Consider the following 14,971-nt stretch of genomic DNA (forward strand, 5'->3'; position numbering starts at 1 on the left):
CTCCCTCTGATTTTTAACGACCGTTTACGGGTTGGAAAGAGAGGGTGAACCATATTGAAAGGGAATAGTTCTACTGCGAAACCACTGACCGATCATGATCATTATAAAGCTCCGTCTGAACCATCGATCAAAAAGGTGCCGCCCAAAAGGAAGAAAAGAAGACGGTCACAGGCATTCCAGGAAGCGATGACCGGATACTTCTTTCTCGCGCCTGCCTTAATCCTTCTGGGGGTATTCCTTTTATATCCGATGGGGGCTGCCTTTTATTATAGTTTTACAGATTTCTATATTTTAAAACCGGATGATATTTCTTTTATCGGATTCGAGAATTTCTCTTATATATGGCAGGATGCTCAATTCCGCCAGGCCTTTTGGAATACCGTTTACTTTTCTGTCATCGTCGTTCCTGTGCAACTGGCGGTCGCGCTCGGACTTGCCTTACTTATCAATAAGAAATTAAAATTCCGCGTATTTTTCCGAACCGCTTTTTTCTCACCTGTCGTGATGTCTTTGGTTGTGGTATCGATTCTATGGACGTTTATGTACAATCCAAACGAAGGTTTGATCAACCAGCTGCTCGGACTTATAGGGATATCCCCGCAACCATTTCTTACAAGCCCAGATCAGGCCATGAATTCCATCATTGTCATGTCTGTCTGGCAGGGGGCCGGCTTTCAGATGATGATTTTCCTGGCAGGCCTTCAAAACATCCCGAACCATTTATATGAAGCGGCAGATATTGATGGCGCAAGCAATTGGCAGAAGTTTATACATGTGACACTGCCAGGTTTGAAAAACATTGCCTTGTTCATTTTTATAACAATCAGTATTGCTGCCTTTAAATTACTCGTTCAGCCGATGATCATGACACAGGGCGGCCCGCTTGGCTCAACTAAATCCCTGGTCTATCACATCTATGAAACGGGCTTTAACTACCGGGATGTGGGTTATGCTTCAGCCATGGCCGTCGTCTTTACACTGATTGTCCTTACCATCACTATTATTCAGCGTGTGCTCATTCGTGAGGAGAGGGGGTAAAAGCTATGAAAAGAAAGAAAGGGATCCAGAGAATCGTTTTATATGTATCTTTGATTTTACTCACCTTCATCTTTCTCTTTCCATTAGTATGGATGCTCGTTTCATCGTTGAAAGATGAGTTTCAGATTTTCAGAGATATGAAATCACTGAAAGCTTTTCTGCCTCCGGCTCCGAGTGAAGTCGAAGGGGGATATTTCGCCAACTATATCGCAGCTTTTCAACGGGTCGATCTTATGAAGTACATTTTGAACAGCTTGATTTATACCACTGGCATCATTGTCTTTGGGCTGATCGTCAACTCGATGGCTGGATATGCCTTAGCAAGGTTTCGGTTTCCACTGGCTGGTTTCTGGCTCGGCGTCATTATCGCGACCTTGATCATCCCGCCGGAAAGTATTTTTCTGCCTCTTTACGTTTTGGTGTATGACCTTGGTTGGGTCAATACATACACCGGTTTGATTGTTCCGTTTATCGCGAATGCTTTTGCCATCTTTTTATTCCGGCAGTTTTTCCTCGACTTTCCTAAAGAATTGGAGGAAGCGGCTAAAATCGATGGGTGTTCTCAAATCGGCATCTTTTTCCGGATTATTGTCCCGCTTTCGAAACCGGTGTTTGCGACGGTGGCGATTGTCTTATTCATCAACCACTGGAATGACTTCCTCTGGCCGCTTGTTGTCGCTTCGGATGAGAGTATGCGTACCATCCAGATTGGGCTTCAATATTTCATGAACGAACCACCCATCAAGTGGGGGCAGGTGATGGCTGCTTTAACTATCGCCACTGTACCGATGCTGTTGATCTTTGCATTCCTGCAACGATACTACGTACAAGGATTAACACACACCGGTTCAAAAAACTAATCGATTTTGATCGAAATGTCGGGCGGAAAGTGGAAAGCGCCGCCTGACATGAAGGATTTATTTTTGTTGGAAGGAGTGCCATAACATATGATTCAAAGCCAGCCGTTAACGACGAATGGATATTATGAAGAGAGGTATCGGCCTCACATCCATTTCACCCCTGAACAGATGTGGATGAATGACCCGAATGGTCTTGTTTACTTCGAAGGGGAGTATCATCTCTTTTATCAATATCATCCAAATAGTAAACAGTGGGGACCGATGCACTGGGGCCACGCTGTCAGTAAGGATCTTATATTATGGGAGCACCTTCCCGTCGCCCTCTATCCGGATGAACTGGGGATGATTTTTTCAGGAAGTGCGGTGGTCGACCACAAAGATACGAGTGGTTTCTTCGATGGGAAACCAGGACTTGTGGCTGTTTTCACCCACGCCGATGGAGATTTGCAGAGGCAGAGCATCGCCTACAGTAAAGACCGCGGACGGACATGGGTCAAATATGATGGAAATCCGGTGATTCCAAACCCTGGCATCAAGGACTTCCGTGACCCGAAGGTTTTCTGGCATGAGGATACAGAAAAGTGGGTGATGGTGCTTGCTGCTGGAAGAAAAGTTCAATTTTACACCTCCCCTGATTTGAAGCAGTGGACCTATGTCAGTGAATTTGGAGAAGGGTGGGGTGAGCAGAAAGGGGTATGGGAATGTCCGGATCTGTTCCCTCTCACGAATGAAACGTCCGGGGAAAAGAAATGGGTGCTGCCGATCGGGATTGATGCAGGCGCTCCTTCGGGTGGATCAGGTACGCAGTATTTTACTGGATCCTTTGATGGCAAGCACTTCGTCCCTCATCAGCCGAAAGAAACGGTGCGCTGGTTAGACTACGGTAAAGACTTTTATGCATCGCAGTCCTTTTCCGATGTCCCAGGGAGAAGGGTAGTCCTTGCTTGGATGAGCAATTGGCAATATGCCAATGACGTGCCGACAGATCCGTGGAGAAGTGCGATGACGATGCCAAGGGAATTGACCTTGATGACGGTGGCAGGTCAGGAACGACTGATTCAGAAGCCAATCGCAGAGCTTACAAGCTTAATAGAAAAACGAATGGAGCATGATCCTTTCGTACTTAAAGAAAAAAACTCGGTCGATCTAGCCCAGCCCGCTTCTCCTTTCCTATGGGAATTGGGTGTGGAAATGGAAAAGGGCGGCGCGTTCGAAGCACGCTTATTCGGAACGCAGGATAAAGGTTTGAGGGTTGGAATTGATCGCGAGAAAAAAGTTGTTTATGTTCAACGAGACAAGGCAGAAGGTGACTTTTCGAAGGACTATGCGTGTACTTGTCAGGCACCTTTGTGTGGGGATCATTCGTCCTTTTATCTCAAGATCGTCTGTGACCATTCCTCGGTCGAGATCTTTCTTGGCGACGGGGAAATAAGCATGACGAATGTATACTTACCGGCAGCTGATCACGAAGTGAAGTTAAAGATGGAAGCTGTCCGCGGAAAGGTAGAAGTGAAACAAACGTCGGTTTTTGAAATGAGATCGATTTGGAAACCGAACACCTAATGAAAGAAGAGGAGGATGAAGATGAAAGGTACGGGGAACCTGATCTACCTTGTTTGTGACTGGTTGATGCGGCTTGCGATATTAAATCTATTGTGGATCACTTTTACACTTCTGGGTGGTGTAGTTTTTGGTATCTTTCCTGCTTCTGCCTCTTGTGTCGCTTTATTGAAAGAGTGGGTGGCGGAGCGGCGTCCTCATCCGGTATCGTTTTATTGGAACATTTACAAACGTGCCTTTCTTTCAGCAAATGTCGTGTTCCTATGTACGTTTGTTTTATTGACTCTTTTAGGGCTCAACCTCTATACCAGTCTTCAGTTCACAGGGGTATGGTTCTATCTTTTCTTCAGCGGTACCGTGTTTTTAGGAGGAGGGGTGTTGATGACGGCCCTCTTAACGTTCAACACTCTCAGCCATGGAATGAAGGCCAAAGAAGCTTTGAAAATCGCCGTTCATCTTCTTTTGCTTTACCCTGGTCGGCTGCTTTCTTTTATCGCTGGATTTGCCCTGCTTCTCTTGTGCATTCGGTTCATACCTGGCATTCTGCCGTTGTATTCCGTCAATATTATCCTCCTGTTAAGCGTCCTTTTGTTTCCTTTTAAGCAGGAGTTTCCGAAGCCCGTCTGACTGTTTTTGAGCACAGACGGGTTTTCATTTTACTTAGGTTTTGTAAAATCAGCGCACTATTTTTTGGTAGCGTTTACATTTTAAAAGGAGGAAGATCATTTGAAACGTGAAATCCGTCGGTCCACCACCGTTTTGACGATTGCCCTATTAATCCTGGCCTTATTTCCAAGCTATCCCATGGCTGAGGAGGGGGTGCAGGAGAGTCAGGCAGATTCGTTTGATCTATACCGCTCCCAATTTCATTATTCACCAGCAGAAAATTGGATGAATGATCCGAATGGACTGGTCTATGATGACGGAGAATATCATTTATTCTATCAGCATAACCCAACAGGGAATCAATGGGGCCCAATGTATTGGGGCCATGCGGTCAGCAAAGATTTAATCAACTGGGAGGAGCTCCCGATCGCGCTGTATCCGGATGAAAAAGGCTATATCTGGTCAGGGAGTGTCGTCGTAGATGAACAGAATACAGCTGGGTTCCAAACGGGTGATCATGCACCTATGGTCGCTGTCTTCACTCATGAAAAAGCAGGCCTCCAAACGCAAAGCCTTGCGTACAGCAATGATAAAGGACGAACCTGGACGAAGTATGAAGGAAATCCGGTCATGGAAATGCCTGACGATACGGATGTTTTCAGAGATCCAAAAGTTTTTTGGCATGAAGCTTCAGGTCAATGGAAGATGGTTGTGTCCGCCGGGCAGAGCATTGAATTTTACCAATCTGATAATCTAAAAGACTGGCAGCATACCGACTCCTTTAAACAGCCAGCAGATGCGAAAGGGGTTTGGGAGTGCCCGGATCTAGTAGAGCTGTCGGTCGACGGAGATGGAAATGAAAAGAAATGGGCGCTCATCATGAGTGTGAGTGAAGGTTCTTCTGCCGGCGGTTCTGGCATGGAATATGTCGTGGGGGATTTCAATGGAGACTCTTTTTCTACAGAAATGACGCCGGTTCCTTTGGATTATGGGGCAGACATGTATGCCGGAGTCACATGGAACAACCTGCCGAAAGAACAAGAACGTACGATTTTGCTTGGCTGGATGAACAATTGGCAGTATGGGCAGGACATACCGACAGAGAACTTCCGTGGAGCGACATCCATTCCACGTGAATTGAATCTTCGTACGTCAGAAGATGGAACATACCAACTCCAACAACAGCCAGTAGCTGAATTTGAACAGTTGAGAGGAGAAACCGTAGAGCGAAAAGATGAAGTAGTGAAAGAAGGACAGGAGAAGCTTGGCGATTCTGTCAATGATTTACTTGAAATCACCGCTTCTTTTGATCTCACTCAGTCATCTGCGGACTCCTTCGGGTTTACGTTGACGAACGAAAGCGATCAATCGACGACGATCGTTTATCACACAAAAGAGGAAAAGATCGCAGTTGACCGTTCGTCATCAGGGGAGGATGACTTCTCAGAGGATTTTGCAGCCGTCCATGAAGCGCCGCTGAAAGTGGAGGACGGGAAAGTGCAGATGAGAATCCTTCTGGACCGCTCGTCTGTGGAAGTGTTCGGGAATGAAGGGACGACCGTTCTGACCGATCAAATTTTCAGAGATGAAACCACTTCCACTCTGGAAATGTTCAGCACTGGAGGAGAGGCTTACCTTACTCAATTGAATGTGACGGAATTGAATAGGGCGACCGTGGAACCTTGGAAAAGGACGATTCCTGAAGATGTTCCGAACACCTTGGAAAACGGTGGATTCGAAACGGGGGATCTAACAGGTTGGACGGCGAGCGGAAGTGCTTTTACCCACGGTGTTTCTCCAACAGAAACGTACTGGGACGGCATTCCTTTTGAACAGGAAGGCAACTATCACCTCTGGGGTTTTTCTGAGGACGTGACTGATTCTGATTTCCGGACAGGAACGCTTCAATCTGATCTTTTCCAATTAAGTGGAAAAGGCCAGGTGGAATTTCTGATCGGTGGTGGGCAGGACAAGGAACGCTTATATGTAGCGCTTGTCCGAGCGTCCGACGGGAAAGAACTCTTCAAAGCTACAGGAGCGAACGACGAAAAGTACCGCCGTGTCTCATGGGATGCCAGTGCTTACCTGGGTGAAGCGCTGTACCTGAAAGTCGTGGATTACCATAATGATGGATTCGGCCATATTAACGTCGATGATTTTCAGGTGTATACAGAAGGAGAGCCGGTTAGAGATGAGCTTCTGAACGGGGATTTTGAAACGGGTGATTTAACAGGATGGACCGTTGTTGAGGGAGATGCTTTCAGCCCGGCTGACGTAACCAATGATACGGATTGGGGCTGGGGAGGACCGTTCAACCACCAGGGAGACTACCATTTGTGGGGAGCGAAAGACGGGGGTGACGGACAAACCGGTATCCTGCGTTCCTCTTCCTTTATCTTATCCGGAACAGGGACGATTTCTTATTTGATTGGTGGAGGAAATGACCCAGAAAACTTATATGTAGCCTTGGTGCGGGCGGCCGATGATCAAGAATTGATGAAGGCGACCAATACGGATTGGAACGACTCTGAAGAATATTCGAAAGTCGTTTGGGATGCGTCCGAGTATGTAGGGGAAGAAGTGTATCTGAAAATCGTTGATCACTCTACAGAAGGATGGGGACACATCAATGTGGATGACTTCCAAGTGAAGCAGACCGGTCCGCTTGCTCATTGGTCGTTTGATGAGCAGGAAGGAAAGGTTACGAAAGAGGAAGTCAGTGGACAATCCGATCCTGTGCACTACGTGTTCAATGACGCGGTGTATAAAGCATCATCGGATCCGTTATGGCGGCCGGGACTGGTTGGGAACGCTTTATTGTTTGATGGGTATTCCACATGGGTGACCCATGACAACGAATCGATCGTCCAGCCCGATGATGCCCTTACGATCGAAGGATGGGTAGCTCCACGAGCCTATGAGTGGGGAGATCTTAATCAAATATCAGCGATCGTCAACCAGCATGACAAGTCAAAAGGCGAAGGGTTTCTTTTAGGCATGGGCCGGCACGGAAAACTTTCCTTTCAGACAGGCATCAATGGCGATTGGCAGGAGGTTTCCACAACCGCTGACGAAAGGTTGGAAAAGGATCAGTGGTCCCATGTGGCTGCTACTTTCGACCGGAATGACCAATCGATGAAACTTTACTTGAATGGAGAACTCGTAGGTGAGACAGATACTCCGAATGGAAAGATAACAGCGTCCAGCGAAGATCTTTTGATCGGGAAACATAACCAGGCGGCCCTGATTAATGGGGTGTTTGATGCCAATATGTTCAATGGGTTGATGGATGAAGTGAAGATCGCAAATGAGGCGAAGTCAGCCGAAGAGATTCAGCAAGCCTATCAGTCCATGGTCGAGAACTTCGACGACCACACGCTTCCTGAACCATCCATGGACTGGGACCGCACGCGTTACGATGGCGATCAGCACCGACCACAATATCATTTTATGCCACCGGAACATTGGATGAACGAACCACACGCACCCATCTATTACAATGGAAAATATCATATCTTCTATCAAAAGAACCCGCAGGGACCGTATTGGCACCATATTCACTGGGGACATGCGGTTAGTGAGGACCTTGTGCATTGGGAAGAGCTTCCTACAGCTCTTGCACCTGAAGCGGGCTCAGTGGCTCCAGACGGGGTATGGTCCGGCAGTGCGACTCTTGATGAGAACGGGGAACCGGTCCTATTCTTCACGGCTGGCGATGACAGTAAATTCCCGAATCAAATGACCGGGCTTGCCGTCAGTGAGGACCCGAGTGATCCTGAATTGAAGGAATGGCGCATGCTTGATAAGCCCGTAACGGTACAGGAAGAAAACCTTCCGGCAGAAGTAGGAGAAGTGATGTATGGACAGTTCCGTGATCCATTCGTTTGGAAAGATGGAGATACCTGGTATCAGCTGATGGGGTCAGGAATCGATCAAGTGGGAGGAACCGCGCTGTTATATTCTTCGAAGGATTTGGAAAACTGGACCTACGAGAAACCTTTCTTTACCGGAGATTCAGAAGCCTATCCAAAAACAGGAGATGTTTGGGAATTGCCCGTCTTTCTTCCGCTCGGAAAAGATGAATCCGGCGAAGAAAAATATGCGTTCTTTATCAACCCATGGTTCGATGGATACAGTCCCCATAATGTCAAGTACACCTTCTATTGGGTAGGTACATGGGATAAGGAAAACTTATCGTTTGTCCCGGATCATGAAGAACCGAAAATGTTCGACTATGGCGAGCATTTTACAGGTCCAAGCGGGATGGTGGATGAAGACGGCACGCCGATCCTATTCAGCATCGCCCAGGACAAACGAAGTGAGCAGGAACATTATGACGCAGGCTGGGCGCACAATGCTGGCCTCCCTGTGGAACTCTCCCTGAGAGACAATAACGATCTCGGATTGCAGCCGATACAGGAACTGGAATCTTTAAGAGGGGAGTCACTGGTATCTTTTGAAAACAAAGGAATGAAAGAAGCGAATGAGAGGATTCAGGATGTGGAAGGCGACATGCTTGAAATCATCTTGGACATTGATCCAAAACAAGCGGAGCAAGTGGGCATCAAAGTAAGACAGAGTGAAAATGGTGAAGAAGAAACACTGGTATATTACGACACTACGGAAGAAACGTTTGCGATTGACCGGAATCATTCCAGCCTGGACCCGGACGTGAGTAAAGGCGTCCAAGGGGGAGAATTGAAACTGAACGGCGACCGCTGGCAGCTTCATCTTTATTTGGATCGTTCGATGGTTGAAGCGTATGCCAATGGTCAGAAGAGCATCACTTCCCGTGTCTATCCTACAAGTTATGATGCGCTGGGCATAGAGCTTTGGAGTGAGGGAGGGGAGCCTGAGATTGTGTCCATGGATGTCTGGGCAATGAACGGTGCCTTCGGTGAGACCGCCCCGGTTTATGAAAAAGAAACCGCAACAGTCCCACCACACGGAGAGCTTGAAAACCATGATTTCCAAAACGGTGACTTAACGGGCTGGAACATCGTAGAAGGGAATGCCTTTTCTGATGCGCATGTCGCAGCGAAAGATGATTGGGGCTGGGGCGGACCGTTTGACCAGGCCGAAGACCAGATCGATTCCGAGCGTTATCACCTCTGGGGATTCCTTGATTCAAGCGGTGGCGACGCAGCCACAGGTATTTTGGAATCCCAGGTCTTTGAACTTGGCGGCAATGGAAAGATTGACTTTTTGATCGGTGGTGGCAACAACATTGATCAACTATCTGTCTCCCTAATCCGGTCTTCGGACGGAAAAGTACTGAAGGAGGCGACAGGAAGAAACCAGGAAACGTACCGTCGAGTCGAATGGGATGCGTCTAAGTTTGTGGGAGAGAACCTCCTGATTCGCATCACGGACAGGGCAGAAGGAGGCTGGGGTCATATCAATGTGGATGACGTCAATGTTCCCGTCGCCTTGAGTGAAAAAGAGAAACTCCTCGGGCAGCTGAAAGCGATGGATATGCAGACAGGAGATGATCTTGATGAGAAAATTGAGCTTTATCAGGATGCAGAAGAGAAAATAAAGGAGAAAGAAGATACATTGGTTTCAATCAAAAACGAAATGATCGACTTTCTTGAGAAGAAACTGAAGTTGAAGAAAAAAGATTACACGTTCAGTTCGATCCAGCTTCATTTTCTAGTACAGCATGCGATCGAAGAGACAGGAGCCCACCAACCTTCGGATGCAGGAAAAGTCCAGGGGTATGTGATGAAGAGAGTAAACAAACATGCGACAGGGAAAGAAGTTCGGACTGTCATCGATCAGTACTTGAAATAAACATAAAGACCCTGTTCCACATCGGAACAGGGTCTTTATTTGAACTGTTCAATTAAATTTAATGGAAAATACGTGAATACTTTCTTCTACTCTCTCTGTGGTTTTTTAAAGAATTTCTCTATCCACAGTTTTCAATAGAAAATGCGAGTGGTTTCAACCATTAGAAATAGTCTGTTGAACGATCTGTATGGGGAGTTTGAGATCAAAGTGTTGCCTATTTAGAAGTTATAACGTTCAAATGAACACAAGACAATTCTGATCATACTTTTTACCTCATTCAAATGACCCTTCCACACCTGAACCCTAAGGTGTGAATATATGGATTAATATGGAAATTAATCTATGTATTTCCTATCATTTCAGAAAATTCTGCAAACCTTTCCAACATTTAAATGAAACGTTACCATCGTACACTTCATCATCTTCCTGCGACTTTTAACCCTCTCATTTGGTCTTAAAATCGATCGTTGACCATGGTTATCAGTTTGCTTAGAGTTAAAAGTGTGTTCCGGAGCACACCCCAACTAAATTTTTCGGGAGGTTAGGTTATGAAGACTAAGCAATCATCCATTTTTTCAAAACTGGCCTTAACGGCCTTAGTAGTATCCAGCGCATTTGCAACATTCCCTGTGGCATCTTCCGCAGAAGCAGTCGAAGATACTCCGACATGGTCCCGGGAGGATGCTTCAAACTTTACTTTGACTGACGAAAATACGGCACCAAACATCGATTCTTTTACAGATGTGGCGCCAGAATACTGGGTTTGGGACACATGGCCGCTACGTGACCGTGACGGTTCCATTGCAAAAATCAACGGCTATTATGTACAGTTCGCTCTAACAGCAAGCAAAGACTATACGTGGGGCGGCCGTCATGACCATGCCGTTATCCGTTACTTCTACTCTAAAAACGGAAAAGATTGGGAGTTGGGAACGATCCCATATGATGAGGATAAAGCACTTGGCTTCCGTCAATGGGCTGGATCCGCGATGATCGATGAAGATGATAAAATCCACTTATTCTATACAGCATCAGGTCGTAAGGATGAAGGTCCTACCTTCGAACAGCGTCTAGCAAAGACAACGTTTGAAATGGACTATGACAATAAAGAAGGTTTCCAGGTAACAAACAATGGTGAGCACCAAATCCTTGCAGAAGCTGACGGCGTTTATTACGAAACACAAGCACAGAAGACCGGCGACATCATTTATTCTTTCCGTGATCCATGGTTCTTCCAGCACCCGGAAACAGGCGAAGAATACTTAATTTTTGAAGGAAACACGGGCGGCACTGATAAGACACTTGAGGCCGATAACATAGGGAACGTTGATGGCCCTATTCCAGATGGTGCAGAAGATTACAATGGAAACGTTGGTATTGCCAAAGCAGAAAACGATGATCTGACAGAGTTTGAACTGATGCCTCCACTTCTTGAAGCTGACGGTGTAAACCAGCAGCTTGAGCGTCCGCATGTTGTACAAAAAGGTGATGACTATTACTTGTTCACCATTTCTCACCAGTTCACGTTCGCTCCTGGACTTGATGGTCCTGACGGGCTTTATGGCTTCCACGCAAACGAGTTGTTCGGTGATTACGAGCCGATGAACGGTACAGGACTTGTGGTAGCAAACCCTGAAAACGATCCATTCCAGGCATACTCTTGGGCAGTTCTTCCACACGGACAAGTCATCAGCTTCATTAACGAGTTCCATGACGAAAATGGCGACTTCCAGCTTGGTGGATCTTTCGCGCCGACATTGAAGTTGAAGCTTAAGGACGATACTTCTGAAATTAAAGGAGTTATGGGTGAAGGAGAAATTCACGGTTAATAATCATCAAAGAAGCTAGCTTGATCGGCTAGCTTCTCTTTCTTACCAACCACTTATAGGAGAAAGAGGAGGAAGAACAATGAACGCAAAGAAATTTATGGCGCGTAATGTGTTGCTGACAACGGCGATCGTATCCACATTATCTTTTGGATTTGCACCAACTGCCTCTGCAGAGACGTCCACAACATCCAACTGGACGATTGAGGATGCATCCAAAATCGAACGTACAGAGGATACAACCGCTCCTTATATTGAACCGGATTTTGAGAAAATGGCTCCAGAACTTCACGTATGGGATACATGGCCACTACGTGAGAAAGATGGTTCGATTGCAAAAGTCAACGGCTATTACATCATCTTCTCCCTAACGGCTGATTCCGACCTGCTTCCTGGTAAACGCCACGACGTAGCAACGATTCGTTATTTCTACTCGAAAGATGGAACGAACTGGGAACTAGGCGGTAAAGCTTTTGATACAGAGCAAGCATACGGTGCGAGACAGTGGGCCGGTTCTGCCATGATTGAAGACGGAAAACTGAACCTTTTCTATACAGCAACTGGTCGTAAAGGCGAAGAAAACGTCACATACGAACAGCGCCTGGCCCTTGCCAAAGGTGATGTAGAAGCAAGTCATAAGGGAATCTCTTTCTCTAACTTCGACCACTCGATCATCCTTGAGCCTGAAGGGAAGTACTATCAAACGGAAGAGCAGGCGGAAGCTGGAGACATCGGCTATACGTTCCGTGATCCTTGGTTCTTCGAAGATCCGAAAACAGGGAAAGACTACATTCTATTTGAAGGAAACTCTGCAGGTACACCTGCAGAAAGAACACTGGATCCTGCTTATATCGGCGGAGAAGACTTCCAGAGTTCCTTCGATTTTGTAAATGAAGACTTTGCAAAACTGTTCAACGGTGCGATTGGTATTGCAGAAGCGACGAATGACAGCTACACAGAATTCGAAGCCAAGGCTCCGATTCTTGAAGCGAACTACGTGAACCAGGAGCTTGAGCGCCCGCATATCGTAACGAAAGGGAACCAGTATTACTTATTCACAAACACGCACGAGCACAAATTCGGTCCTGACTTGTCTGCACCTGACGGGTTGTATGGCTTTTCTTCTGATCAGCTTACATCAGGGTATGAGCCGTTGAATGAAAGTGGTCTTGTTCTAGCGAATCCTGAAGATCATGCGTATCAGGCCTATTCCTGGATGGTCCTACCTAATGGAAAAGTGATCAGCTTCTATAACTTCCATGATTTAGATGGTAAAAATATTGCGGATCTCGGAGGCACTTCTCCGGAGTATCAAATGTCTCACTTTGGTGGAACATTAGCGCCAACCTTGAAGCTTGCTCTCCAAAACGACCGCACGAAAATTGTGAACGAACAAGCGCCTGGCAAGATCAAATAAACATTTAAAGCCTGAATCCTGCATAGGGTTCAGGTTTTTTTAGGCTCTTAACGTGTAGTGTTGGTATTTATAGAAAAATAGGGAGCGGATTCATTCATGGAAGGGGGATGAGAGTTTACCAGAGATAACCACTGATGTAATACTCTCTCTCAACTAGTTGCTTCAAGGGATGGATACGTGGAGTGATTCAAAAAAACAAACGGATCATAAAAAGTAACTGAACGGTTAGAATGCGGAGCAGCTGATGCTGCCAGTTGCGGTATCACAACTGTACTTGATGAAGAAGACGAACTGATAAACGAATACACACTAGCACCAGTTTTGATTCCTTCGAAATGGTAAGTGATTGCCTATAGAAAAATTAACCATTACTTTCATCCCAATAACTATCTGAAATTTACGACAATTACTACTATTATCGTATTTACCAATATCCAATAGTCTTGTACACTTTAATCGAAACGTTTCACCAAACTTTGAAAGGGAGTGTTTTTTTGAAAAAGAAGGTTTCACTTTTATTCCTGGCACTTATCCTAATGATGAGTGTAACCGTCCCAGCCACGTCTCTGGCTAAACAGTCACCAAAAGGTAAAGAGATTGCTTTATCCAAACAATTGGAAGCGATTTCAAAGAAAACGTACCGGTATTTTGAAGATTTTACAGTGGAGGAAACAGGACTCACTTATGATGCTGTCAGATATGATGAGAACGGGGAGATGACGGCACAGAAACACACCTCGCCAACAAATATCGGCATCTACATGATGAGCACGATTGCTGCAGAAGAAGCGGGGCACATTTCCCGTGATTCAGCGGTTGATAAAATCAAAACGACTTTAACGACTCTTGAAGATATGGAAAAATGGAACGGCTTGTTTTATAACTGGTACAACACCTCAGATGGATCTCTATATACGGACTGGGGCGAGTTCATTTCAACGGTAGACAATGGTTGGCTGTCTGCAGGGTTGATCGTCGTCGGACAAGCGTACCCGGAACTCTATGATCAGTCCAACGAGATCGTGCAGGACATGGATTATTCCACGCTCTATACGCCTGAAGTCGGGCAGATGAGAGGAGGCTATGATGTCGCAGCAGAAAGCTATACCTCCCACCATTACGGAGCGTTCTACACGGAACCTCGTGTCGCCAGCTACATCGCGATCGGTAAAGGGGATGTTCCTAAAGAACACTGGTGGAAGATGTACCGCACGATGCCTGACAGCTGGGATTGGCAAGCACAGAAGCCGGAAGGATATACGACAACGTATGATGGTGTGGAAGTGTTTGAAGGCCACTATACTTATAATGGTAAAAAATATGTACCAAGCTGGGGTGGAAGCATGTTCGAAGCTCTCATGCCACCTCTTGTATTAAAAGAAAAAGAACTGGGCAAAGATGCACTCGGACTGAACAATAAACGTCATGCTGAAATCCAAATACAATATGCCGAAGAGGAAGGGTACGCTGCTTGGGGAATGTCCCCTGCCGCGACGCCAGAGGATTATTCTGAATTCGCTGCTACACCACTTGGTATGGATGGATATAAATCAGACGGCACGGTAACCCCTCACGCCACTTTCCTGGCTCTTGAATATGCACCGATGGAAGCATTCAAGAACATCCAGAAATTGAAACGTTTCGATACTTATAGCAAGTATGGTTTCTTAGATTCTGTCAATGTAGAAACAGGGGAAGTGACCAACGCTTATCTTGCTCTCGACCAGGGCATGACGATGGTTTCGATCATCAATTACCTCAAAGATGGGGTGATCAGAGATTATTTCCATGAATCAGCCATTGGACACGGTCCTGAAGATCTACTGATCAAAGAAGAATTCTCCATCAAATAATAAAAAACCCGGTGACTC

General features: G+C 46.1%; 8 protein-coding genes and 1 pseudogene. All 9 read left to right on the forward strand.

All coding sequences use genetic code 11. From position 1 onward, the window contains the following. Positions 1-54: 54 nt before the first annotated feature. Complete coding sequence (locus GLV98_RS02045) at positions 55-1,038, forward strand: carbohydrate ABC transporter permease (protein ID WP_160911605.1); 984 nt, start codon at positions 55-57, stop codon at positions 1,036-1,038. A 5-nt stretch (positions 1,039-1,043) separates the two neighbouring features. Further along, the gene (locus GLV98_RS02050; RefSeq protein WP_160911607.1) at positions 1,044-1,898 is read left to right on the forward strand and encodes a carbohydrate ABC transporter permease; all 855 of its coding nucleotides are present in this window, start codon (positions 1,044-1,046) and stop codon (positions 1,896-1,898) included. A gap of 87 nt (positions 1,899-1,985) precedes the next feature. Continuing rightward, positions 1,986-2,987: pseudogene (locus GLV98_RS02055) on the forward strand (glycoside hydrolase family 32 protein); the annotation flags it as partial. Further along, on the forward strand, positions 2,988-3,461 hold the full coding sequence (locus GLV98_RS20370) for a GH32 C-terminal domain-containing protein (protein ID WP_423785001.1): 474 nt from the start codon (positions 2,988-2,990) through the stop codon (positions 3,459-3,461). It abuts the pseudogene before it with no gap. A gap of 21 nt (positions 3,462-3,482) precedes the next feature. Continuing rightward, the gene (locus GLV98_RS02060; protein WP_160911611.1) at positions 3,483-4,085 is read left to right on the forward strand and encodes a DUF624 domain-containing protein; all 603 of its coding nucleotides are present in this window, start codon (positions 3,483-3,485) and stop codon (positions 4,083-4,085) included. Between the two features lie 99 nt (positions 4,086-4,184). Continuing rightward, a complete protein-coding gene (locus GLV98_RS02065) occupies positions 4,185-9,857 on the forward strand; it encodes a GH32 C-terminal domain-containing protein (RefSeq protein WP_160911613.1) in 5,673 nt (1,890 codons plus the stop codon). A gap of 548 nt (positions 9,858-10,405) precedes the next feature. Further along, positions 10,406-11,686 (forward strand): glycoside hydrolase family 68 protein, encoded by a 1,281-nt coding sequence (locus GLV98_RS02070; RefSeq protein WP_160911615.1) that lies wholly within the window; start codon positions 10,406-10,408, stop codon positions 11,684-11,686. A 79-nt stretch (positions 11,687-11,765) separates the two neighbouring features. Beyond that, positions 11,766-13,100 carry a glycoside hydrolase family 68 protein gene (locus GLV98_RS02075; RefSeq protein WP_160911617.1) on the forward strand — a complete coding sequence of 445 codons (1,335 nt, stop codon included), beginning with the start codon at positions 11,766-11,768 and terminating at the stop codon, positions 13,098-13,100. A 494-nt stretch (positions 13,101-13,594) separates the two neighbouring features. Further along, the gene (locus GLV98_RS02080) at positions 13,595-14,953 is read left to right on the forward strand and encodes a glucoamylase family protein (protein WP_237417018.1); all 1,359 of its coding nucleotides are present in this window, start codon (positions 13,595-13,597) and stop codon (positions 14,951-14,953) included. Positions 14,954-14,971: the final 18 nt, after the last annotated feature.

It is taken from the genome of Halobacillus litoralis, from assembly GCF_009856415.1.
In the GTDB taxonomy this organism is placed as follows: Bacteria; Bacillota; Bacilli; order Bacillales; family Halobacillaceae; genus Halobacillus; species Halobacillus litoralis_C.